This window comes from Streptomyces muensis (assembly GCF_021474425.1).
In the GTDB taxonomy this organism is placed as follows: Bacteria; Actinomycetota; Actinomycetes; order Streptomycetales; family Streptomycetaceae; genus Streptomyces; species Streptomyces muensis.
The window spans coordinates 1-22,860 of record NZ_JAKEIP010000081.1 but is presented as its reverse complement, the minus strand read 5'-3'; the positions used below and the strand labels follow the sequence as shown (position 1 = coordinate 22,860).

The 22,860-nt window shown below is 69.3% G+C and carries 18 protein-coding genes; 5 read left to right on the top strand and 13 right to left on the bottom strand.

Annotated features, from left to right (window positions below; translation table 11 throughout):
* Window positions 1-20 precede the first annotated feature (20 nt).
* The 11 genes from ectA to L0P92_RS20545 all read right to left on the bottom strand — a co-directional run bounded on the left by ectA (window position 21) and on the right by L0P92_RS20545 (window position 12,754).
* Entirely contained in the window at window positions 21-560 is a 540-nt protein-coding gene (ectA, locus tag L0P92_RS20595; RefSeq protein WP_234764266.1) for a diaminobutyrate acetyltransferase, read from the bottom strand.
* 85 nt (window positions 561-645) lie between these two features.
* Entirely contained in the window at window positions 646-1,908 is a 1,263-nt protein-coding gene (gene ectB / locus L0P92_RS20590; RefSeq protein WP_234764265.1) for a diaminobutyrate--2-oxoglutarate transaminase, read from the bottom strand.
* Window positions 1,905-2,168 (bottom strand): acyl carrier protein, encoded by a 264-nt coding sequence (locus L0P92_RS20585; RefSeq protein WP_234764264.1) that lies wholly within the window; start codon window positions 2,166-2,168, stop codon window positions 1,905-1,907. The genes ectB and L0P92_RS20585 overlap by 4 nt, the downstream gene beginning before the upstream one ends.
* A gap of 53 nt (window positions 2,169-2,221) precedes the next feature.
* Window positions 2,222-3,772, bottom strand: coding sequence for a class I adenylate-forming enzyme family protein (locus L0P92_RS20580; RefSeq protein ID WP_234764263.1), 1,551 nt, complete (start codon window positions 3,770-3,772; stop codon window positions 2,222-2,224).
* Window positions 3,772-4,743 (bottom strand): holo-ACP synthase, encoded by a 972-nt coding sequence (locus L0P92_RS20575; RefSeq protein WP_234764262.1) that lies wholly within the window; start codon window positions 4,741-4,743, stop codon window positions 3,772-3,774. The genes L0P92_RS20580 and L0P92_RS20575 overlap by 1 nt, the downstream gene beginning before the upstream one ends.
* Entirely contained in the window at window positions 4,740-6,026 is a 1,287-nt protein-coding gene (locus L0P92_RS20570; RefSeq protein WP_234764261.1) for a type III PLP-dependent enzyme domain-containing protein, read from the bottom strand. The genes L0P92_RS20575 and L0P92_RS20570 overlap by 4 nt, the downstream gene beginning before the upstream one ends.
* A gap of 546 nt (window positions 6,027-6,572) precedes the next feature.
* Entirely contained in the window at window positions 6,573-7,556 is a 984-nt protein-coding gene (locus L0P92_RS20565) for a helix-turn-helix domain-containing protein (RefSeq protein ID WP_234764260.1), read from the bottom strand.
* A gap of 40 nt (window positions 7,557-7,596) precedes the next feature.
* Entirely contained in the window at window positions 7,597-7,767 is a 171-nt protein-coding gene (locus tag L0P92_RS20560) for a hypothetical protein (RefSeq protein WP_234764259.1), read from the bottom strand.
* A 125-nt stretch (window positions 7,768-7,892) separates the two neighbouring features.
* A complete protein-coding gene (locus tag L0P92_RS20555; protein ID WP_234764258.1) occupies window positions 7,893-10,916 on the bottom strand; it encodes an AfsR/SARP family transcriptional regulator in 3,024 nt (1,007 codons plus the stop codon).
* A 166-nt stretch (window positions 10,917-11,082) separates the two neighbouring features.
* Window positions 11,083-12,087: an ATP-grasp domain-containing protein gene (locus L0P92_RS20550; RefSeq protein WP_234764257.1), complete on the bottom strand. Its 1,005-nt coding sequence runs from the start codon at window positions 12,085-12,087 to the stop codon at window positions 11,083-11,085.
* A 91-nt stretch (window positions 12,088-12,178) separates the two neighbouring features.
* Window positions 12,179-12,754, bottom strand: a complete 576-nt coding sequence (locus L0P92_RS20545; protein ID WP_234764256.1) for a CGNR zinc finger domain-containing protein — start codon at window positions 12,752-12,754, stop codon at window positions 12,179-12,181.
* A 178-nt stretch (window positions 12,755-12,932) separates the two neighbouring features.
* Between L0P92_RS20545 and thpD the strand changes: the two genes are divergently transcribed.
* The 4 genes from thpD (at window position 12,933) to L0P92_RS20525 (ending at window position 19,586) form a co-directional block, all read left to right on the top strand.
* Entirely contained in the window at window positions 12,933-13,826 is an 894-nt protein-coding gene (gene thpD / locus L0P92_RS20540; RefSeq protein ID WP_234764255.1) for an ectoine hydroxylase, read from the top strand.
* A gap of 167 nt (window positions 13,827-13,993) precedes the next feature.
* On the top strand, window positions 13,994-15,304 hold the full coding sequence (locus L0P92_RS20535) for an MFS transporter (RefSeq protein WP_234764254.1): 1,311 nt from the start codon (window positions 13,994-13,996) through the stop codon (window positions 15,302-15,304).
* Window positions 15,305-15,525: 221 nt separating this feature from the next.
* Window positions 15,526-17,001 (top strand): 3' terminal RNA ribose 2'-O-methyltransferase Hen1, encoded by a 1,476-nt coding sequence (locus L0P92_RS20530; protein ID WP_234764253.1) that lies wholly within the window; start codon window positions 15,526-15,528, stop codon window positions 16,999-17,001.
* On the top strand, window positions 16,998-19,586 hold the full coding sequence (locus L0P92_RS20525; RefSeq protein ID WP_234764252.1) for a polynucleotide kinase-phosphatase: 2,589 nt from the start codon (window positions 16,998-17,000) through the stop codon (window positions 19,584-19,586). The genes L0P92_RS20530 and L0P92_RS20525 overlap by 4 nt, the downstream gene beginning before the upstream one ends.
* A 25-nt stretch (window positions 19,587-19,611) precedes the next feature.
* Here L0P92_RS20525 and L0P92_RS20520 read toward each other — a convergent pair whose 3' ends face one another.
* Window positions 19,612-20,511 (bottom strand): diacylglycerol kinase catalytic domain-containing protein, encoded by a 900-nt coding sequence (locus L0P92_RS20520; protein ID WP_234764251.1) that lies wholly within the window; start codon window positions 20,509-20,511, stop codon window positions 19,612-19,614.
* Window positions 20,508-21,545, bottom strand: a complete 1,038-nt coding sequence (locus tag L0P92_RS20515) for an SPFH domain-containing protein (protein WP_234764250.1) — start codon at window positions 21,543-21,545, stop codon at window positions 20,508-20,510. The genes L0P92_RS20520 and L0P92_RS20515 overlap by 4 nt, the downstream gene beginning before the upstream one ends.
* A 136-nt stretch (window positions 21,546-21,681) precedes the next feature.
* Here L0P92_RS20515 and L0P92_RS20510 point away from each other — a divergent pair.
* Window positions 21,682-22,860, top strand: a 1,179-nt coding sequence (locus L0P92_RS20510) for an arginine deiminase (RefSeq protein WP_234764249.1), incomplete at its 3' end; no start/stop codon positions are given.

Below are 22,860 nucleotides of genomic sequence, written 5' to 3'. Positions count from 1 at the left end.
ACGACTCCCGATCGTCGAAATCAGTGGGCGCTCAAGGGGCCGATGCGGTAGAGGACCTCGTCGTGGTGACTGTCGGCGAAGAGGCTGCTGGGAAACAGCACGCGAGTCTCCATGTGCGCCGAGTGCTTCTTGGCGAACTGCTTCAGCACCATGATGATCGACTTGTTCTCGGCGGAGACCGTTGCTTCGGCGTACCGGACACCCTTGGCCACCTGCTGGTCGGCCGCGGCCTGGAAGAGCTTCACGCCGAGGAAGGGAATGCCGTGGCGCGGATTGACGGCGGTTTGCCAGACGAAGTACGTGTCGGGCTCGTCGGGGCGGCGATAGCCGGTGAGGAATCCGACGAGTTCGTCGTTTACGGTCGCGACCAGTGAACCGTCGGCGAAATCCCGGAACCACAGCGTGTAGTAGTAGAGGCTGTTGGAGTCCAGGCCGGGGGTGTTCTCGACCAGCTTCCACACGGCCGGGCCGTCCTCGGGCACCGGTGCCCGGAAGACCGCCTGCTTGTTGGCGCCGGTGGCCTGGAGCGTGTCGGCCGCGGAGGTGGTGGTGATCGTCATGGTCACACCGCCTCGGTTTCTGTCGGGAGGGAGCGGACGGTCATGGTGGGGTGGGTCCTTTCTCGATCGGTGGTAACGGGCGCGGTCATGCCGTTTCGAAGACCGCGCGTTGGGCGATGCGCAGTCCTTCGTCGAGTTCGTCGGCGGTGATGGTCAGCGGCGGCAGCAGCTTGACGACCTGGCCGTATGCTCCGGAGGTCTCGATGAGGAGCCCGAGCTCGAAGGCCCGGCGTGCGGCACGGCCGGCGTGCCGGGGATCGGAGAGCTCCAGGCCCCAGACCATCCCGCGGCCGCGGTAGCCGGATCCGCTGTGGTGCGCGGCGGTGTCGCGCAGCGCGGCCTCGATGGTCTGGGCGTGTGCCAGCGTCTGCTGCTCCAGCTTGTCGTCGTGCCAGTAGGCGTTGAGCGTGGCGGCAGCGGTGACGAAGGCGGGGTTGTTGCCGCGGAACGTGCCGTTGTGTTCGCCCGGCTCCCAGACGTCCAGTTCCGGCCGGAACAGGCACAGGGACATGGGCAGTCCGTACCCGCTGATGGACTTGGAGACGGTGACGATGTCCGGGGTGATGCCGGCCTCCTCGAAGGAGAAGAACGCTCCGGTGCGGCCGCAGCCCATCTGGATGTCGTCGACGATCAGCAGCATGTCATGCTCCTGACAGAGCTGAGCGAGGGCGCGCAACCACTCCGGGCGAGCCACGTTGATGCCACCCTCGCCCTGGATCGTCTCCACGATCACCGCGGCCGGCCGGTCCAGCCCGGACCCGTGGTCCCCGAGCAACCGCTCGAACCACAGGAAGTCCGGCGTCGTCCCGTCCATGTAGTGGTCGAAGGGCATGGGAGTGGCGTGCACGAGCGGGACGCCGGCGCCGGCCCGTTTGAAGGCGTTGCCGGTCACCGCCAGGGAGCCCAGCGACATGCCGTGGAAGGCGTTGGTGAAGGAGACGACCGTCTCGCGCCCCTTGACCTTGCGCGCCAGCTTGAGGGCGGCTTCGACAGCGTTGGTGCCCGTCGGACCCGGGAACATGACCTTGTACGGCAGGTCCCGTGGGCGCAGGATCATGTTCTGGAAGGACTCGAGGAACGTGCGCTTGGCCGTGGTCGACATGTCCAGGCCGTGGGTGACACCGTCGCGCTCCAGGTAGTCGAGCAGGGCGCGCTTCAACACCGGGTTGTTGTGGCCGTAGTTGAGCGATCCGGCGCCGGCGAAGAAGTCCAGGTACTCGTGTCCGTCCTCGTCGTGCATACGGCTGCCCCGAGCACGGTCGAACACGGTGGGCCAGCTGCGGCAGTAGCTGCGGACCTCCGACTCCAGGGTCGTGAAGACGCTCAGGTCGGGCTGGGTGAGTGTCATGCCGTGACCTGCCCGAGCCGTGAGGCGAGTACGAAGTCGGTGAAGGTGTCCACCGAGACGAAGTCGTCCGCGTCCAGGTCCTCCGGGTCGACGACCAGGCCGATGGAGTCCTCCAGGGCCATCAGCATCTCCAGCATGGTGGTGGAGTCGAGGTGCAGATCGTCGAAGAGCTTCACATCACCGGTCAGACCGGTGACGGGACGCTCCAGGACGTCGGTGAGGGCCTTCTCCAGGGCGGTGAGAACGTTCTGGCGGTCCATGGTCATGTCCTTACGTCTGGTGAGGAGTTGCTGTGATCGGGTGCGGGGGTGGATCAGTGGGCGAGGCGGGCCTGCAGCGCCTCGGTGATGACCGAGGTGGCCGGGGTCTGCTCGACCAGAGCGGCCAGCTTCTTGCGGTCGACCTTGCCGTTGCCGTTGGTGGGCAGGGCGTCGAGACGGACGCAGCGGCGCGGGATCTTGAAGGGCTCGATGTGGTCGCGCATGCCCTCGCGCACCTCGTCCGCCGTGATGTCGGCGACCACCGCGAGGATCGCGGTCCGCCTGCCCTCGGGCGGCAGTACGGCGGCGGAGGTCACCCCGTCGACACGAGTCGCGGCGGCCTCGACCTCCGTGGCGCTGAGACGGAAGCCCCGCTCCTTGTACAGGTCGTCCCGGCGGCCGGAGAAGTAGAGGTAGCCGTCCTTGTCCTGCCAGCCGTAGTCGCCGGTGCGCAGCTCGGGGAAGAGTCCCCCCGTGCGGGGGAAACGCTCGGCGGTCAGCTCGGGGCGCCGCCAGTAGCCGGCCATGACGTTCGGTCCGCGGACCACGAACTGGCCGATCTCACCCGCCGGCAGGCGCTCGCCGTCGTCGCCGATGACGAAGACCTCGGTGCCGGGCAGCGGGATGCCGCAGGACCCGGGGTGGGTCAGGTCGCCGTCGGGCGGCATGATCGCGGTGCGCTTGCACTCGGTCAGGCCGTACATGACCTGGATCCGCAGCTGGGGCAGCGCGTCGCGCAGCGCGGACATGGTGCTGTCGGACAGGGCCGCGCCGGTGTTGGTGAGCAGTCGCAGCCTGCCGAGCCTTCCGGTGCCGCGGCGCAGGAGCCAGGCGAGGCGGTCCGCGACGGAGGGCACGCCCGGCAGGACCGTGGCGCCGGCCGCTTCCAGACTGCGCAGGAGCGGCGGGCCGGCCTCGGCGACCGTGCCCAGGTGGAGCCGGGCGCCGCTGAGCGCGGACAGATACACCTGGTAGAGACCGTAGTCGAAGGACAGCGGCAGCGGGCAGTACACGACGTCGTCGGCGCGGTAGTCCAGGCAGGCCTGGATGGCTGTCGCCGAGAACAGGACCTGCTGGTGGGTGCTGACCACGGCCTTGGGCAGGGAGGTGGTGCCGGAGGTGTAGATCAGACTGACCGGGTCGACGGTGAGAGTGCCGGGGTTCTCGGGCAGCGGGGCGGAGACGGTCCGCGGGTCGAGAGCCGCGCGCACCAGCTCCTCGATCCTCAGGAACGTCAGATGGTGCCGGATCGCGGTGTGGGCCACTTCCGGGTCGTCGGACACCAGGAGTTCGGGCTCGCAGTCCTTCACCACGTGCTCCAGCGGGCCGCCGCGCACCTGCTCGTGCAGGACACTGAAGACGATGCCGAGGCGGGACGCGGCGTACACGAGAAGCGCGATGCCGAGGCCGTCCGACGCGGTGACGACCATACGGTCGCCGCGCTTGAGGCCCTCCACGTGGAGGCGGCCCGCCATGCGCACGCTGGCCTCGGCGAGTTCGCCGTAGGTGAGGCTGCCGCCCTGTGTGCTGAGCGCGACGGAGTGCGGGCTGCGCTCGGCGGCCTGGTCGAGGAGTTCGTGCAGCAGTTGGGCTGGGCGGGTCATCAGGTCTCCTCGGCAGTGGGGTTGAGGGAGGTCTGCGGGTCCGTCCTGCGGTGGGGGACGACGGTGGTGGCGGTGGCGGTGCACACGAGCTGGGGCGCGTCGAGGACCGCGGCGACGCTCTCGCCCGCTCCCGGGCGGGCGCTGAGGACCTTGTGCGCCTGGAGCTCGACCACCCGGCGCAGCCTGGTCCGTCGTACCAGCCGCCCGCGTGCCTCGATGTAGTCGCCCGGTTTCACGGGGGCGGTGAAGCGGAGGTCGGTGTACTGGGACAGCAGCCCCTCGTCGCCGTCCGTGCGGATGGTGATCTCGGTGACCAGATCGCCGAACAGCCGCAGGATGCGGGCGCCGTCCACCAGGTCGCCCCCGTAGTGGGCCTCCTCCTGGCCGATCCGTACGCGGAGGAAGGCGGTGGTCTCGGTGGTCGCCGACTCGGATGTCTGGCTGCTCTGGCTGGTCTCGCTGGTCTCCGGGGCTCGTTCCTCACGGGCGTTGTGCTGGACGGTGGCGGTCGTGTTGGTGTTGGGCGGCGACACGGCGTCAGGCTCCTTTGATTTGTTTCGTCCGTTTTCGGCTTGCGCACCGGCATCCCAGGGAAAGCCGATGGCGACGGCGGCTACGACGTTCTGTTTGTGGGTGATGGACACCGAGACGAAGGTCGGCGTCAACTGGGCGGCCCGCCCTCGCAGGTGGACGATGGGGGCACCGTGCGAGGTGTGCTCCACACATATCTCTCGCGGTGCCACTCCCTGGAGGAAGCCGATCCCCAGGACCTTGAACACGGCCTCCTTGGCGGCGAACCGGCCGGCCAGGAACTCCAGGAGCCGATGGGCACCGAGGGTCTCGGCGTGGGCGAGTTCCTCAGGGGCGAAGGCGAAGCGCAGGAACCAGGGGCGCTCGACCAGGCGTCGGAGTTCCGAGCAGTCGAGGACATCCAGTCCGATCCGGGCGGCCTGGCCTGCCGCGGTGTTCATCCGGATGCGGTGCGGAAATCGACGAGGTGCTGCTTGGCCAGCAGATCCTCTGTGCTGTCGCGTTCTCGGACCAGATGGGCCCGCCCGCCGTGCACCAGCACCTCGGCCGGGAAGCCGTGGCTGAGGAAGAGCCCGGGTGAGGCGGTGGGCCCGTAGGCCCCGGACCGCTCCACCGCCAGCAGGTCTCCTGGCCGGACCTCCGGCAGCCGGACCTTCTTGGCGACCACGTCGTTGGGGGTGCACAGCGGTCCGGTCACGGTGTAGGGCCGCAGCGCTCCGGCAGAGCGGTTCTCCAGGTGGCGGATCGGGAAGTTGCGCTTGACGAAGCTCCCGACGCCGACGGCGGCCATGTGGTGGTTGGTGCCACCGTCGGCGACCACGAAGCTCTCTCCCATGGAGTCCTTCACATAGCGGGCCCGGACGACGTACGTGCCGGCCATGGCGGTCAGGAACCGGCCCAGCTCCATGATCGTCCGGCAGTGCGGGTTGCGCGCGGAGAAGGAGGACAGAACGTCCGCCAGTCCGGCCCCCAGCGCGTCGAGGTCCAGGTCCTCCTCGTTGTCGAAGTAGGCGACGCCGAGCCCGCCGCCGAAGTCCACGGTTTCCAGGGGGAAGCCGAGCCGACCGGCCAGCTCCTCCGCGGTGGCCAGGATCTGCCGGGTGTTGTGGACGACGTCGTCGTGGTTCAGGAACCGCGTCCCCATATAGGCGTGCACCCCCTTCACCCGGATGTTGCGCAGGGCGGCGAGCCGGTGCTTGGAGTCACGCAGTTCGCCTTCGTCGATGCCGAACTGCCGGGGCTTGCCGCCCATGGCCAGCCCTGACCCCTTGCTGCTGAAGGCAGGGTTCACTCGCAGGAGCACCGGGAACTCGTCACGGCCGGCCCTCGCCAGCAGCGAGTCCAGCAGGTCGAGTTCCTCGAGCGACTCGCAGACGACCGCGTGGATTCCGGCTTCGACGCACGCGACGAGTTCCCGTTCGTCCTTGCCGGGGCCGAGGAAGATGATGTCCCGCGGTGCGACCCCGGCTCGTAGCGCGGTGGTCAGTTCGGCATAGGAGGAAACCTCGGCGCCGGTGCCCAAAGAATTCAGCAGTGCGCAGACGCTGATGTTGGGGTTGGCCTTGAGGGAGTAGAAGACGTCGACACCGGAAGGGAGTACGCCGCGCAGCTTGCGGTACGTGCTTTCCAGGATGTCCGCGTCGTAGACGAACAGCGGGGTGCCGAACTCCTCGGCCAGCGCTGACATCGTGATTCCCTGGATGTGGACCTTCGAGGTAGTCATATCGATCACTGCCATCCGCCGTCATCGAGCCCGAGGCATACGACTCGCTTCTCCGCGAGTGAGCTTTCCGGGATGGATATCTGGTATTTCATCGCTCGCCTCTCCAGCTGCTTCGTTCTCCAGCTGTCTTGTTCGCCAACTGCCTTGATTCTGTGAGCTTTTGGGCGACGACGGAAGAAGTGACCGGTGGACTGAATCGGTCCTGACCTAATCAGTCCCGAAGCCGGAAACGAGAGGTACTTCAGCGCGTCGCAGGCACCATTCAGCAAGTTGCGGGGACGCGGCCGCGGCGCGTTCCCAGATCCGCTCCGCGGTCGTCTCGGCCTCGTTCAGAGAGGCGACGCGGAGGAAGAGACCGATGACAGGGTGAGGCCATGCCCGGCGGTGCACGCTGACGTGTTCGAGGACGTCCGGTGCGGTGGCTTCGAGTACCTGCCTGATGTCAGCCGGCAGGGGGGCATCGCCTGGGGGGACAAGTGCGAGATGGACGAGGTACATGAGGCAACTGTCCCTCGGCTGCCCGTCGACCAGCGACTGTCCGGACCATCAAGGCCGGAAGAGTCCTCGCGCGGCCGCCTGCACGCCGGCCTGGAAGCGGCTTCGCGCGCCGAGGTGGCCCATGAGTTTCGTGGCGATACGACGTGCCGTACGGGCCGACACGCCCAGCCGCGCCGCGACGGACTCGTCGGTGTGCCCGAGCGACAACAGCCGTAGGGCTTCCATCTGCTGAGGGCTCAGACCCTGCTCATCGGCGGGCACAGCGGTCGCACCCATCGGCCGGGCGGACTGCCAGACGCTTTCGAACAGGGCACACAGCGATGAGACCACTCCTGGCGTCTGCAGAACCACGGCGCCGGCGCCCGTGTCATCGGAGTCGGCGGCGACGATCGCGATTCTCCGGTCACAGATGATCATGCGGTTCGGTAATGCGGGGACAGTGCGAATTCGCCCGCCGAGCGCGGCCAGCCAGTCCGCGTGCGCCACCGTGACGGGGTCGTTGCGGGCGCTGTCGAGATACACGGTGCGCATCCGCACGCCGTGCTCCAGCAGATCCTCTGCGAGCGGGCGCGAGTTGCGCACATTGGCCGCCGTCTGGGCTCCGCCCGGAGCGAATGTCAGTACCTCGTCCTCGACCCTGTCGTACAAATTCGCCAGGTAGTCGCGGACGCGGTCGACCCCCTTCAGGCGCTGCAACTCGTCTCCGCCACCTTCGTGGGTGAACTCCGATTTGATCCGTACGACGGCAGCCTGTGCCTCTTGCACACGCTGCTGTTGCGCGGCCAGTTCGGCGCGTTGCCTCGCCAGCAGGATTTCCGCGGCGAGATGTGCGTCAACCGCGTGAAAACGCTGGAGGTCTTCGGAGGAATGCCGTACCAGAGCCAGTTCGCTGAGGGTGTCGAGTGCTGTCAGTACCGCCTGCTCGGTCAGCTGGAGGCGGTACATCAGATCGGCCACACCGTCCTGCGGGTGCGCCAGCATCTCGCGGTAGACCACCTCGGCCGTGGCGTCCATTCCCAGGACGTCGAACATGCAGCTCTCCCTCTCCGACAGTCGTGTCGCCGCTCGACGCTCATCCGTTCCCGTGGTTGTCCTCCGACTGGACGCTTCCGGCCGTCAACGGCGTGGAGGCGACAGCGCTCACGTGAACGGTCTCCGGCGCGGTGGCGTCGGAAGAACCCGTGAATCCGCCGACGAACGCTCCGAGAGCGAGGACAGCGGCGGCGATCGGAGTGGCGCGCATGAGTGAACTCCTTTGAAGGACGAATCCGTTCGACTCCGCTGATGCTGCCGATCCGTCTTCCCGGCTCGTTCCCCTCCGGACACCCGCCCGGTCCCCGCGCCGTGAGCCACCCGGCGCACCCCCGCTCACCTGGCGGTTTCCGGCACCTTCATGAGGGAGAAGAGGTTGTCCGCCGCCGCGCGGTGCTCCCGGGCGAGCCGCGCGTCCCCCTGGGCCTCCGCGGTGCGGGCAAGGCCCCACAGCGCGCACGCCTCGTCATAGCGCAGCTCCATACGGCAGGCGATCTCATGGGCCAGCAGCTGCTGGTCCTTCGCCGTGTCCAGGTCACTCTGCGCGTACCGCACCCGCCCGACCGACAGGTGCACGGCGGCACGGTGGATGTCGCCGGTGCTGCTGGTGGCCTTGGCGAGTGCGTGGTCGGAGCTGTCCGCCGCCTCCTCCAGCTCGCCCATGCGCACCAGTACGTCCGCTCTGCGGGCGAGTACCAGCGGCAACTCCGAGAGCATGTTCATCCGCCGGCACCGCTCCAGTGCCGCGTCGGTCCGAGCGAGCGCCTCCTCGAAGCGGCCCAGGCCCTCGACCGCCTGGGAGAGATAGCTCAGCGCCGACACGGAGAGCTGCACCTCCTTGATCGAGTCGAAGATGGCCACCGCCCGCTCCGCCGACTCCACCGCCTCCTCGAACCGCCCGAGCCGCACCTGGATCAGGCTCAGCATGCTGAGCGACGAACCGTCGAGCCGGGTGAAGCCGAGCTCCCGCGCACGCTTGCTGGCCTCCTGGCTCAGCTGCAGCGCGCGTTCCAGCTCCCCCATGCTGTTGTACGCCTGTCCGAGGCGGGCCCGGCACTCCGCCTCGCTGTGCTCGTCCTCCATCTGCCGGGACAGGTCGACGGCTTCCTCGAGGCGGGCTACCGCGCCGCTCAACTGCCCCAGCCGCCACTTGCCCATGGCCAGGTTCATCAGGTTCAGCCGGGCCAACGACGGGTCCCCGAGCCGAGTGGACGCCTTGACACCTTTCTCCAGCGCTACGTTCGCACTGGCGTCGTAGCCGCGAATGCTGGAGTGGAAGCCCAGCTCGCGCGGCAGCCGCGCGGCATGCCACAGCAGCCCTTCGTCGTACGCGGCGTCCACCGCGGCCAGCAGACTCTCGCGGTGCTGGTCGAGCCACTGCAGGGCCCTGTCCTTGTGGCCGAACCCGTTGCCGGGCATGTCTTCCTCGTCGGTTCCGCCGACGCGGCGCCGCCCGGGAAACAGGGTGTCGCAGGCGAGTTCCGCCGTGCGCAGATAGTGGTCGAGCAGTCGCTCCGTCGCCTGCCCGTCCTCCGGTGCCCGCTCACCCTGCGCGACCCGCTGGACGAAGCTGCGCACCAGGTCGTGCAGGGCGTACACCCCCGGCTCCCTGGCCTCGAGGAGCCGGATGTCGACCAGTTCCTCCAGTACGTCCTCGGCCGTCAGGGCATCGGTGTCCAGGAGCGCGGCGGCTTCGTCGGCGTCCAGATAGCGCCCCGGGTGGTGGCCCAGAAGCCGGAAGGCGGTTCGCTGCTCCCGCGGCATGGACTGGTACGACAGCAGCAGTGCGCTCGCGACTCCCCTTCCCTCACTGGTGAGTTCGTCCAGCCGCCGGTTGTGGTCCCGCAGCCGCTCGACGAGTCGCTGCACGCTCCAGCGCGGACGGTTCGCCAGCCTGGCTGCCGCGATCCTGACGGCCAGCGGGAGCCCGCCGCACAGCCGCAGCAGCTCACGGGCCGAGTCCGGCTCCCGCTCTACGCGTTCGGCACCGAGGGTGTTGCGCAGGATCTGGTGGCTGTCCAGCTCCGGAAGGGCGCCCACGGAGAGCCACTCGGCGCCGTCCAGTCCGGTCAGCCGCGGGCGGCTGGTGATCAGGACCAGGCTGTCGCAGAAGGCGGGGATCAACTCCCGCACCTGCTCGGACGAGGCGGCGTTGTCCAGGACGAGGAGCATCTGACGGCCCCGCATATAGGACTGCCACCGCGCGGCCCGCCCGGCCGGCACCGTGGAGATCTCCTCGCTGGGAATGCCGGCGGCCGCGAGCAGGTCGCCCTGTGCCTGGAACGGGCTGAGCGGCGTCTGGCCCGGTGTGAAGCCGTGCAGGTCGATGAAGAGATTGCCGTCCGGGTACTGCTCGGCCAGCTGGTGGGCGGCCCGGACGGCGAGGGTCGTCTTGCCGCCGCCGCCCATGCCGTCGAGGGCCAGGACCGTCGGCGAGCCCTCCTGGGCGCGGCGGGCCGTCTCGCAGATCCACTGCAGCTCGTGGCTGCGGCCGGAGAAGTCGGGCACGTCGAACGGCAGTGCGTGCGGAGCCTCGGTCTCCTGGTGCGGGACGGCGGGGGCCGCTGCGCGATCCGGGCGGGAGATCGACGGGTCCTGGCGCAGGATGCGCTCGTGGAGTGCGGTCAGTTCCGCGCCGGGATCGATGCCCAACTCGTCGGCGAGCTGCTCCCGGGCCCGGGTGAACTCGTCGAGTGCGGCCGCCTGTTGGCCGGAGTGGTACAGGGCGAGCACGAGCCGGCTGCGCAGCGTCTCACGCAGCGGATGCTCGTCGACCAGGGCACGCAGCTCGCCCGTGATCCCGGCGGCTTCGCCCGCGTCGAGGAGCAGACCGTAGAGCTGCTCGGCGGCGGTGAGCCGCTGCTCCTCCAGCGCGGTCGAGGCGGCGTCGACCACACGGCCTCCGGATCCGGCGAGCACCGGACCTCGCCACAGCGCCAGCGCCTCCCGGAACCGCGCGACCGCCCGCTCCTGCTCTCGCGCCTCCAGTGACTCCCTCGCCTGACTCAACAGTCGCTGGAAGCACAGGAGATCGAGTTCCCCGGTGTCGACGACCGCGCGGTATCCCGACCCGTCGGTGACGATGATGTCGTGGCCGTGCGGAATGCGGCCGCGCAGCTTGGCCACCGTCTTGCGCACCTGGTGCTCGGCGCTGTCCGGCGGTTCCTCCTGCCATGCGGCTGCGATCAGGCGGGAGAGGGGCACGACGCGCCCGGCTTCCAGGAGCAGCGTCACGAGGACGCGTTGCTGCAACGCGCTGTTGAGGGGCAGGAGTTCGCCGCCGACGCGGACTTCCAGAGACCCCAGTACGGCGAACTCCGGTCGAGTACCCGCGTCGTCCTGAACGCCCTCTGCTGTCACGGTCCGTACCCCGCCCTCTCCCGTCAGCGGTGGGAATCAGACCGAGAAATTAGATCATTCCTACCGAGCACGCGCCAGGAATGATCAGGCCGAATCCCGTCCCTGGGTCCTCGCCTGCCCCGGAAGAGGGCGGGGCATGGCTGTCGGGCGCGCTTCTCCGTATGACCTAGCGGATTTGAGCCACCAGGTCACCTCGGGCCCTGGCGATCCGCTCACGGGTGAGTTCGGGTGTGTCCCCCTCGACGACCACATAGGCGCGCCGTGCGCGCGCGTCGCCGACGGGAGCGACCAAGTCGCCGACGGAGTACGGGAATCGGGCGCCGCGTACCCACGGGGTCACGGCGATGTCCTCCGTGCCGGTGAGTGTCTCCAACCGTCCTTCGGGCAGCAGGAAGAAGCCGATCTCCGCGTACTGGTGCGCCTTCGGCACGACCGGGCGGCGGCCCAGCAGGCCCTTGAAGACCGCCGCCTCCAGGTCGAACCCGCGCGCGACCTCGAAGAGCAGGGGGATGCCGTCGGCACCGAGGTGCGCGCGACAGGAGACGATCCGCGGCCCCTGGGGCAGCAGCGCCACCATCGTGTGGGCCGGGCCGCAGTGGTATCCGCTTGCCGTCAGCCGCTCCTGGACGGCCGTCTCGATGGTGCGGCGCTCGAAGTCGGTCAACGGCGCCGGATGGAGGTAGCCCGTCACGTGGAAGTGCGGTGGTCCTGTGGTGCGTTGAGCCGTCATTCCCACGACGTGGTGGTTCCCGTTCACGGTCAGGGTCTCGACGCTCACCCTGGGAGCCGACGCGGGTTCCTGTCCGTCCCCTTCGAGGCCCCGGAGGCGTTCGTACACCGCCGGCGGGTTCGTGGACAGGCCCAACTGCCAGGCCTCCTGGATCACCGACGGGGCGGGGTCGTCGTGTCCGCCGTGCAGCACGGCGTCGATGCCATGGCGTCGCGCGGTTCGCGCGACGGTCTCGCGCAGTACGGTCTCGTCGGAGAAATCGGTGAGCAGCAGCTCTTCGGAGACCTCTTCGACGCGAGGCGCGAAGTCGGCCTCGAGCTGGGACGGATCCCATATCGACCAGAGGCGGAACCCCAGCTCGTTTCCCTTTCGCACGAGTTGGTGGCTCGGCATCACCAGGAGCAGCTTGAGCTGCGAGCTTCTCAGCAAGTGTGCACACATGAACGCCACCGTGCGGTACGGCCTTCCCGTCCTGTTCCCGTTCTCTTCCCGGCCGGGTGAGGGCCCCGTCACCTGCGAACCGGACCGGTGGTCAGCCTGCCGGGTTCGACTTCTTGCGCTTATTGGCGAGGAAGCGTTCCTTTTTCTCGCGATTCCCGCATGTGTTCATCTCGCACCATCGGCGTGTGTGGCCTCGGCTGGCGTCGAAGAACGCGGCCCGGCAGGTCGGCGATGCGCACAGGGCCATCTTTCCGGGGCGCTCTCCGGCGATGATGCTGACCGCGTCGGCGGCGATCACGCTGAGAGCGTCTTCCACGGAGGCGGAACCCAGCCGCCACCGCCAGCCGCCCTCGGGCGTCAGGATCGGCGAGGCCTGACCGTGAGCACTGCAGTCGTTGATGACCTGGACAGCCGGAGCGGGAAGCGGTTCCTGCTTCGCGACTGCCGTGGCGGCCGCGTGGATCGACTCCCGTAGTTCCCGGGCGTGAACGAGCTGCGACTCCGTGCAGGAGTCGACCACGAGCCCGTAGACCGCCAGCCAGTCCACGAGCCGGGACGGCACGGGAATGCGCTCCACCGGCTCGCCGCAACGCTCCGTCAGGGTCGCCGTGAAGCTGGTCGCCAGCACCTTGCCGAGGCGGAACTCGGGGACATGCACAACGGACATGGAACCAGCTTAGTTGGTTCCATGTCGAAGAGCAAGGTTCATGGAACCGCGGGACTGATTAGGTCAGGACCGATTCAGTCCACCCGTCACTTCTTCCTTCGCCGTGCGGAAGCTCGCAGAATCGAGATGGCTGGAGAACGAACCAGCGATTTCATTTCCCGGCAAAGGAGACCCTCGTATGAGCACCACTGTGCGCCCCGACCTGTATCCGACCCGAATCATCGGTGAGTCCGTCCCCCAGCCGCGGACCGACCCGACCGTGTGGGGAGAGGCTCCGGGTCCGCTCGACAGCCGGCAGTTGAATCAGTACGAGTCCCGTGGCTACCTGGTTCTCGACAACTTGCTGACCGCGCATGAGGTGGAGATCTACCTCGCCGAACTGCAGCGGCTCAGCGAGGACGCGGCGCTGCGCGCGAGTGAGCGCGCGATTCTGGAGCCGGAGTCGGAGCAGGTGCGGTCCGTTTTCGAGGTCGAGAAGGTCAGCGAACTCTTTGCCGAACTGCTGCGGTCCCCTCGGCTCACGGACATCGCCCGTCAGGTCCTCGACTCGGACGTGTACATCCACCAGAGCCGGGTCAACTACAAGCCCGGATTCGGCGGTGCCCCGTTCCACTGGCACTCCGATTTCGAGACCTGGCACTCCGAGGACGGCATGCCCCGGCCGCGCGCTTTCAGCGTCTCCATCTCACTGACCGAGAATCACCCGTTCAACGGGCCGCTCATGGTGATGCCCGGCACCCACAAGTCGTTCATTCCCACGATCGGGGAGACGCCGCAGGACTACCACAAGGAGTCGCTCCGGGTGGCCAGTCCGTCTGTCGGCTCCCCGGACCGGAAGCACCTGACGCGCATGGCCGAGAAGCATGGAATCGAGCAGATCACCGGTCCTGCCGGATCCGCGGTGATGTTCGACTCGAACCTGCTCCATGGCTCCAACGGCAACCTCTCGCCCTTCGCGCGCTCCAACATCTTCATTGTCTACAACAGCGTGGAGAACACGCTGGAGGCCCCGTTCTCCGCACCCAAGCCGCGTCCGCAGCATCTCAGCAACCGCGAGTTTCCGGCCACTTGAGCAAAGCGGCTGACCGCAGGTGGGCCAGGCCCTGATGGCCTCGGCCCACCTGCGGTGTGCACCTGCCCTCGGCCAGCGGGGAACCACCCTGGCCGGTTGCTCCCGATGTGCAGGGATGGTAGAACCGTCTTAGGTGGTTCTACCCGCCAACCAAGACGAGGTCCGCCATGTCCGCAAGCACGCTTTCTCCGGTGCGGTCCACCGTGCCAAAAAAGATTCTCTTTCCTCTTCTCTTAGTTCCCATGTTCCTCGGCGGTGTGGACTCCACGCTGTTCAATTCCATCGCCTATGACCTGCCCGTGCTCACCGATTCATGGCGACTGTGGTTCATCGACGGGTACACGATCGCGCTCGCCTCGAGCGTTGTCCTCGGGTCCCGCCTCGGCGCACGGATGGGCCCCGGCGTGACATTGGCGATCGGGCTTCTCGTGTTCGCCGTCGCGGGCGCTGCTCCCGCACTACTGGATTCACCGGCGACATGGACGACGACCCGGTTCGTGCAAGGCTTTGGCTACGCGCTGATCGTTTCCAGCGTCGCCTCGGTCATCGGCGGGCTGCCGAACACCGCGGAGCGCACACTGGGCTACTCCCTGTGGATCACCACGTACAGCATCGGGGCCGGTGTGGGACCACTGATCGGCCGGGTGTTCGTCGATATCGACGCGTACACCCTGCTGTTCTGGCTGCCGGCCGCAATCGCCGTACTGTGCGGCGTTCTCGCGACCCTGCTGTTGCGCGACATCGATTTGGGCCTGGCCTCGTCGACCAAGATCGACGTCGCTTCCTCAGTCCTGGCCTTTCTTGGATTCGGACTCTTCGTGGCAGGTCTGCAGAGTCATGGCGAGGCACTCGGGCGCGTACTGGCGACATTGGCCGGCTGCGCCATTCTGGCGGTGTTCTGCGTGCGTCAACTCCGCTCCCGGGACCCGCTCATCGACGTGAGGATGCTGCCCTTCTCCCGACTGGGAGCCTGTTCGCTCGCACTCGTCTTCGGGTCGGCGTGCTACACGGGATCGGTCTTTCTCTTCAGCGCGGAGGTCGATTCGCTGCTGTCCATCCTGCCGGTCTCGGTCCTGGCGCTGTGGGTGTCACTCGGAGGGTTCGCCTTCCATAAACTGCAGTCTCGATTTTCTCCGGTGCACATGTTGCAGGTCAGCTTGGCCACGTGCGCTGTCGGTCTTGTGGTAGCCGCTTTCGGCGGCCTGTGGCCGGCCAGCTTCCTGATCGGACTCGGCGTGGGGGTCTCCATGGCGTCCGGAGACGCGTACCTGCTCGGGAGCGTTCCACCCAAGGACGTCGCACGCGCAGCGGCTCTCCAGGAGACCAGCCTCGCGGTGGGTGCGGCACTGGGAGTCGCCGGATTCGGCGGCATCTTCGCCACCACCGGCTCGGTCGCGGGAACGGCCGTCATCACAGCGGTCCTGGTCGCCGTCGTCGTGTGGACTCTCCGCTACAACCGCGGTGTTCTCACGGCATAGCTTCTCGACTCGGCTCAGGCCCTGGGAGGACATGGCGGGCGGCGTCGGCGCGGCCGGAGATCTACACCGGCCGCCGCCGTGGTGCCCCGGGCCGGGCGACGGCGGGCGAGTGGAAAACCCTGAGTGTGTTCGAGGCATTCGCTGTACGTTGATCAGGCGCCCCGGCCAAGCGGGCCCGGCGAATATTCGCAGTTCAGAACCCATTCTGAGGTTTACCCACCGTGTTCCTGACCATCACCACCACCGGCACTCCGGAGCGTCCGGCCACCGATCTCGGCTTTCTGCTGCACAAGCATCCCGAGAAATCGCAGGCGTTCTCCACCTCCTACGGCAAGGCCCACGTCCTCTACCCGGAGGCGGACGCCGAGCGCTGCACGGCGGCGCTGCTACTGGAGGTGGACGCGGTGGCGCTGGTCCGGCGGGGCAAGGGAAAGGGACGGGGCGGTGCCCCCGACGCGGCGCTCGCGCAGTACGTGAACGACCGGCCGTACGCCGCCTCCTCGCTGCTCGCGGTCGCGCTGAGCGGCGTGTTCTCCAGCGCGATGCGCGGGGTGTGCAACGCCCGGCCGGGCCTGCCGGCGCAGCCGCGGCCCCTGCGTATCGAGGTGCCCGCGCTTCCGGCCCGCGGCGGCCCCGAACTCGTACGACGGCTCTTCGAGCCGCTCGGCTGGGCGGTGACCGTCGAGCCCGTGCCGCTGGACGTGCGGTTCCCCGAGTGGGGTGACTCGCGGTACGTACGGCTCGTCCTGGAGTCGGAGGCGCTGACGCTCGCCGAGGCCCTGCGGCATCTGTACGTCCTGCTGCCGGTGCTCGACGACGCCAAGCACTACTGGGTCGCCTCCGACGAGGTCGACAAGCTGCTGCGGGCCGGCGAGGGATGGCTTCCGGACCACCCGGAGCAGAAGGTGATCACCAGCCGGTATCTGTCGCGCCGCTGGTCCCTGACCCGGCAGGCGATGGAGCGGCTGGAACTGGTGCGGCTCGCCGAGGCCGACGACAGCGAGGTCGAGGACATCGACAACGCCGTCGAGGCGGAGGGAGAGACCGAGGAGAAGCCGACTCCGCTCGCCGTGCAGCGGCGAGACGCGATCATCACCGCGCTCAAGGCGTCCGGTGCCGCGCGCGTGCTCGATCTCGGATGCGGGCAGGGGCAGTTGGTGCAGGCGCTGCTCAAGGACCCGGCGTTCACCGAGATCGTCGGCGTGGACGTGTCGATGCGGGCGCTGACCATCGCCGGGCGGCGGCTGAAGCTGGACCGGATGGGGGAGCGGCAGGCCGCGCGCGTGAAGCTCTTCCAGAGCTCCCTCTCCTACACCGACAAACGGCTGGCGGGCTACGACGCCGCCGTGCTCAGCGAGGTCATCGAGCACCTCGACCTGCCCCGGCTGCCCGCCCTGGAGTACGCGGTGTTCGGCGCCGCGCGTCCGCGGACCGTCCTGGTGACCACCCCGAACGTCGAGTACAACGTCCGCTGGGAGTCCCTCCCGGCCGGGCACGTCCGGCACGGCGACCACCGCTTCGAGTGGACCCGCGAGGAGTTCCGGGTCTGGGCGCGGGCGGTGGCCGAACGGCACGGGTACGGCGTGGAGTTCGTGCCCGTCGGGCTCGACGACCCGGAGGTGGGGCCGCCCACCCAGATGGCCGTCTTCCAGACGGAGAAGAACGACGTGAACGTGAAGGAGGCGAAGGCCGCATGAGCGAGACCACCACCCCGGCAACCGAGGGACGGGTCCTTCCCGTCACCGACCTCTCCCTCGTCGTGCTCGTCGGCGCCTCCGGCTCCGGCAAGTCCACCTTCGCCCGCCGGCACTTCAAGCCGACCGAGGTCATCTCCTCCGACTTCTGCCGCGGCCTGGTCTCCGACGACGAGAACGACCAGAGCGCGACCCGGGACGCCTTCGACGTCCTGCACTACATCGCGGGCAAGCGCCTGGCGGCCGGCCGCCGCACCGTCGTCGACGCCACCAACGTGCAGCAGGACGCCCGCAAGCAGCTGATCCAGCTGGCGAAGCAGTACGACGTGCTGCCCATCGCCATCGTGCTCGACGTGCCGGAACAGGTGTGCGCGGAGCGCAACGCCGCCCGCACCGACCGGGCCGACATGCCGCGTCGGGTCATCCAGCGGCACACCCGCGAACTGCGCCGCTCGCTCAGGCAGCTGGAGCGCGAGGGCTTCCGCAAGGTGCACGTGCTGCGCGGTGTGGCGGACGTCGAGCACGCCACCGTCGTCACCGAGAAGCGCTTCAACGACCTGACCCACCTCACCGGCCCGTTCGACATCGTCGGCGACATCCACGGCTGCGCCTCGGAACTGGAGTCGCTGCTCGGCAAGTTGGGCTACGTCGACGGCGTGCACCCCGACGGCCGTACCGCCGTCTTCGTCGGCGACCTCGTCGACCGCGGCCCGAACAGCCCGGGCGTGCTGCGGCGCGTCATGGCGATGGTCAAGTCGGGCAACGCGCTGTGCGTGCCGGGCAACCACGAGAACAAGTACGGCCGCTACCTCAAGGGCCGTAACGTCCAGCACACCCACGGACTCGCCGAGACCATCGAGCAGATGGACGGCGAGAGCGAGGAGTTCCTCGCCGAGGTACGGCAGTTCATCGACGGGCTCGTCAGCCACTACGTCCTCGACGGCGGCCGGCTGGTGGTCTGCCACGCCGGTCTGCCGGAGAAGTACCACGGCCGCACCTCGGGGCGGGTGCGTTCGCACGCGCTGTACGGCGACACCACCGGGGAGACCGACGAGTTCGGGCTGCCGGTGCGCTACCCGTGGGCCGAGGACTACCGGGGCCGGGCCGCTGTGGTGTACGGCCACACACCCGTGCCGGAGGCCACCTGGCTGAACAACACCATCTGCCTGGACACCGGTGCCGTCTTCGGCGGCAAGCTGACCGCGCTGCGCTGGCCGGAGCGGGAACTGGTCGACGTACCGGCCGAGCAGGTCTGGTACGAGCCGACCAGGCCGCTGCGGACGGAGGCACCGGGCGGTCACGACGGACGTCCGCTCGACCTCGACGACGTGCGGGGCCGCAGGGTCGTGGAGACCCGGCACTCCGGCCGGGTGTCGGTCCGTGAGGAGAACGCGGCCGCTGCCCTGGAGGTCATGAGCCGCTTCGCCGTGGACCCGCGCCTGCTGCCGTACCTTCCGCCGACCATGGCGCCCACGGCCACGAGCCACATCGACGGCTATCTGGAGCACCCCGCCGAGGCCTTCGCGCAGTACGCCGCGGACGGTGTCGAGCGGGTCGTGTGCGAGGAGAAGCACATGGGCTCGCGGGCCGTGGCCCTGGTGTGCCGGGACGCGGACGTGGCCCGCAAGCGGTTCGGCGTCGACGGCCCCACCGGGTCGCTGTACACCCGTACCGGTCGCCCCTTCTTCGACGACGAGTCGGTGACCGAGACGATCCTGGACCGGGTCCGGGCCGCGGTCACCGAGGCCGGCCTGTGGGCCGACCTGGAGACGGACTGGCTGCTGCTCGACGCCGAGCTGATGCCGTGGTCGCTGAAGGCACAGGGCCTGCTGCGCTCGCAGTACGCGGCGGTCGGCGCCGCCTCCGGGGCGGTGTTCCCCGGTGCGCTGGCCGCGCTGGAGGGTGCTTCGGCGCGCGGCGTCGACGTGTCGGACCTGCTGGCCCGCCAGCGCGAGCGCGCCACCGACGCCGCCTCGTTCACCGAGGCGTACCGCCGGTACTGCTGGACCACCGACGGCCTGGACGGCGTACGTCTGGCACCGTTCCAGATCCTCGCGGTCCAGGGCCGCAGTCTCGCCGCCCTCCCGCACGACGAGCAGCTCGCGCTGCTCGACCGGCTGGTGGAGCACGACGGCACGGGTCTCCTGCAGACCACCCGGCGGCTGTACGTCGACACCGGTGACCCGGAGTCGGTGCGGGCCGGCGTCGACTGGTGGCTGGAGATGACCGGCCGGGGCGGCGAGGGCATGGTCGTCAAGCCGGTCGGCGCGGTCGTGCGATGGGGGTCCCCCCGCTCGAGCGAAGCCGAGAGTGGGGGAGGGGAGGGGCGGCTCGTCCAGCCCGGCATCAAGTGCCGGGGGCGTGAGTACCTGCGGATCATCTACGGTCCGGAGTACACGCGCCCGGACAACCTGGCCCGGCTGCGGCAGCGGTTCCTCAACCACAAGCGGTCCCTCGCCATCCGCGAGTACGCGCTCGGTCTGGAGGCCCTGGACCGGCTGGCCGAGGGCGAGCCGCTGTGGCGGGTGCACGAGGCGGTGTTCGGGGTGCTGGCGCTGGAGTCGGAGCCGGTCGACCCCCGGCTGTGACGGCCGGTCGCCGTTCACCGCACGGTCAGCCGACGAGCCGCAGCCGCTCCCGGCACACGCCCAGGCGCAGGGTCTGCCCCCAGGTCAGCTCCATCGCGTCCGTCTCCATCCCGTCCCCGAAGGCGACCAGCCGCTCGGACTCGACGGTGAGGTGGAGACGGTGCGCGGCGGCGAGTTCCCCGGCCACCAGTGACGTACCGGTGGCCGGGGACGGCCAGGCCTCCCGTACGAACCACAGCAGACGCTCCTCGGTCGGGGAGGGCAGCCGCAGCCGCCCTCCCCGCTCCTGCCACACCGACCGGATCCATCCGGTCGCCCCCGTCCCGGTGCCGATCAGCACCCCGGACGAGGCCTGGGCCTCGACGACACCCCCGTCGTCCTCCAGGCCCAGGCGGTATCGGGCCGTCTGGTGGCCGACGGCGCCCAGGTAGATCTCGTTCAGGGCCACCAGCCGCTGGGTGTCGTCGGCGACGGCCTCCACCATGGTGAGCTCGTCGCAGCGGACCCCTCCCGACTGCGTGGCGGCGAGCAACGGGCCGGCGTCCTCGGGGCGGTGGCGGACCAGGACGCCCGGGTTGCGGCCGGGGTCGGTGTCGATGCCGAGCACCGGCTGGCCGGCCAGGTACTTGGCAACGTTCGCGACCAGCCCGTCCTGGCCGACCACGACGACCACGTCCTCCGGCGCGAACAGGAAACGGTCCAGGTCGGCCCGCTCCACCCGGGTCTGACGCCAGGTCAGCGGGATCGCCGCGGCCACCTCCGTCAGCGCCCGCCGGGTGCGGTGGTGGCGTTCGGCGACCTCCGCGATGTCGCGGCCCCGGGAGGAGAGGAAGAAGGCGGCCTGGCCGTGGGTGCCGTGCCGGGCCACCAACTCCTCGTACTCCGTGGTGCGATGGACGAGGACGACCCGCGGGGCGAGGCTCACGCCTGCTCCCGCGCACCGAGCCTGGCGAGCAGCCCGGTCAGCACGTCCGGCGACAGCGTGACGCTGTCGATCCGGGGCAGGTTCTCCGCCAGCCGTGTCCCGGTGAGGGCGTGCAGCGTCGCCACGTCCACCTCGGCGTGCACCCGCAGCCAGGCCGCCTGCGCCTGCGCCCGCGCCTCTCCGACCTCGCGCGCGCCCTCGGCCTCCGCCCGGGCCAGCCGTACGGAACGCTCGGCCTCCGCCTCCGCGAGCCGCACCGTCCGTGCCGCCTCGGCCTCGGCCCGCACCGCGTCGGCCGCCGCGTGCTCCTCGGCCTCCCGGCGTGCGTTCGTGCCCCGCTGGTCGACCAACTGCTCCTCGCGGCGGGCGAGTTCGATCTGGCTGGCGAGCTCGTTCTCGGCGATGGCGCGCTCCCGCTCGACGGCCACCGCACGCCGTTCGTACGTCGCCCGGTCGGCCTCCTGCTGGATCTGCTCGCGGGCCGGAGTGCGCAGCGCGCGCTCCACCTCCGGTTCCGGGCGCAGCGCCACGACGCGTACGGCGACCACCTCGATGCCGGTCGCCGGCAGCCGGGGCTCGCCGGCCAGGCCCGCCGCGATCCGCTCCCGCACCGCCGTGACGCCGTCGACCAGGGCCGCCGACAGCGACGTACGGGACAGCACGTCCAGCGCGTGCTGCTGGGCCGTCTCCGTCAGCAGCGTCCCCAGCTGCTCCAGCGGTGTGCCCCGCCAGGCGCCCGTGTCCGGGTCGACGGAGAAGTCCAGGCGGGTCGAGGCCAGCGCGGGGTCGCTGACGCGGTAGGTGACCGTCGCCTGGACGGCCACGTCCTGGAAGTCGGACGTACGGGCGTGGAAGGTCATCGCCAACTCACGGTCGTCGACCGGCACTTCGGAGAGTGCCGCGGTCAGCGCGCGGTACCAGAAGCTGAGTCCGGGGCCGTCGTGCAGCAGCTTTCCGCCGCGGTGGTGGCGGATGTGCGCCGTGGACGCGCCGCGCAGATGGCGCCAGCCGAGGCGCCGGGTGATGTCGGCCATGGGATCCCCTCCACGATTTCTCGTCACGTGGACGATAATCCGGTGGCCGGGTTGTCGTCAAGAGGACGAGAACAAGACGAGGGGAAGGTGGTCAAGCAGGGGGGTGAATACCGCGTGCGGTGGTCAGGATGGAGGCATGGGATTCCATGTCGACTCCGAGGCCGGGCGGCTGCGCCGCGTCATCCTTCACCGGCCCGATCTCGAGCTCAAAAGGCTCACCCCCAGCAACAAGGACGCCCTGCTCTTCGACGACGTGCTGTGGGTGCGCCGGGCGCGCGCCGAGCACGACGGGTTCGCCGACGTACTGCGCGACCGCGGGGTCGCCGTGCACCTCTTCGGCGATCTGCTCACCGAGGCCCTGGAGATCCCGGTGGCCCGCGAGCTCGTCCTGGAGCGGGTCTTCGACGAGAAGGAGTACGGCGTACTCGCCACGGACCACCTCCGCGCGGCCTTCGAGAGCCTGCCCTCCGCCGAACTGGCCGAGGCCCTCGTCGGCGGCATGACCAAACGGGAGTTCCTGGAGGCGCACCCCGAGCCGACCTCCGTGCGCTTCCATGTCATGGAGCTCGACGACTTCCTCCTCGCCCCCCTGCCCAACCACCTCTTCACCCGCGACACCTCCGCCTGGATCTACGACGGCGTCTCCGTCAACGCCATGCGCTGGCCGGCGCGGCAGCGGGAGACGGTCCACTTCGAGGCGATCTACCGACACCACCCCCTCTTCCGTGACGAAACGTTCCACGTCTGGTCCGAGGGCCAGGCCGACTACCCCTCCACCATCGAGGGTGGCGACGTCCTGGTGATCGGCGGCGGTGCCGTCCTCATCGGGATGAGCGAGCGAACCACGCCCCAGGCCGTCGAGATGCTCGCCCACAAGCTGTTCGCCGCCGGGTCCGCGCAGACGATCGTGGCCCTCGACATGCCCAAGCGGCGCGCCCTGATGCACCTCGACACCGTGATGACGATGGTCGACGGCGACGTCTTCACCCAGTACGCCGGGCTCGGCATGCTCCGCTCGTACACCATCGAACCCGGCGCCGGCGACAAGGAGTTGAAGGTCACCGACCATCCGCCGGAGCACATGCACCGCGCCATCGCCGCCGCGCTCGGGCTCAACGAGATCCGCGTCCTGACCGCGACCCAGGACGTCCACGCGGCCGAGCGCGAGCAGTGGGACGACGGCTGCAACGTGCTGGCCGTCGAGCCGGGCGTCGTCGTCGCCTATGAGCGGAACTCCACCACCAACACGCATCTGCGCAAGCAGGGCATCGAGGTGATCGAGATCCCGGGGAGCGAGCTGGGGCGGGGGAGGGGC

Excerpts from the sequence above, each read along its gene's own strand:
- ectA (WP_234764266.1), bottom strand. The coding sequence starts at position 560 with ATGACGATCACCACCACCTCCGCGGCCGACACGCTCCAGGCCACCGGC.
- ectB (WP_234764265.1), bottom strand. The coding sequence starts at position 1,908 with ATGACACTCACCCAGCCCGACCTGAGCGTCTTCACGACCCTGGAGTCG.
- L0P92_RS20585 (WP_234764264.1), bottom strand. The coding sequence starts at position 2,168 with ATGGACCGCCAGAACGTTCTCACCGCCCTGGAGAAGGCCCTCACCGAC.
- L0P92_RS20580 (WP_234764263.1), bottom strand. The coding sequence starts at position 3,772 with ATGACCCGCCCAGCCCAACTGCTGCACGAACTCCTCGACCAGGCCGCC.
- L0P92_RS20575 (WP_234764262.1), bottom strand. The coding sequence starts at position 4,743 with ATGAACACCGCGGCAGGCCAGGCCGCCCGGATCGGACTGGATGTCCTC.
- L0P92_RS20570 (WP_234764261.1), bottom strand. The coding sequence starts at position 6,026 with ATGACTACCTCGAAGGTCCACATCCAGGGAATCACGATGTCAGCGCTG.
- L0P92_RS20565 (WP_234764260.1), bottom strand. The coding sequence starts at position 7,556 with ATGTTCGACGTCCTGGGAATGGACGCCACGGCCGAGGTGGTCTACCGC.
- L0P92_RS20560 (WP_234764259.1), bottom strand. The coding sequence starts at position 7,767 with ATGCGCGCCACTCCGATCGCCGCCGCTGTCCTCGCTCTCGGAGCGTTC.
- L0P92_RS20550 (WP_234764257.1), bottom strand. The coding sequence starts at position 12,087 with ATGTGTGCACACTTGCTGAGAAGCTCGCAGCTCAAGCTGCTCCTGGTG.
- L0P92_RS20545 (WP_234764256.1), bottom strand. The coding sequence starts at position 12,754 with ATGTCCGTTGTGCATGTCCCCGAGTTCCGCCTCGGCAAGGTGCTGGCG.
- thpD (WP_234764255.1), top strand. The coding sequence starts at position 12,933 with ATGAGCACCACTGTGCGCCCCGACCTGTATCCGACCCGAATCATCGGT.
- L0P92_RS20535 (WP_234764254.1), top strand. The coding sequence starts at position 13,994 with ATGTCCGCAAGCACGCTTTCTCCGGTGCGGTCCACCGTGCCAAAAAAG.
- L0P92_RS20525 (WP_234764252.1), top strand. The coding sequence starts at position 16,998 with ATGAGCGAGACCACCACCCCGGCAACCGAGGGACGGGTCCTTCCCGTC.
- L0P92_RS20515 (WP_234764250.1), bottom strand. The coding sequence starts at position 21,545 with ATGGCCGACATCACCCGGCGCCTCGGCTGGCGCCATCTGCGCGGCGCG.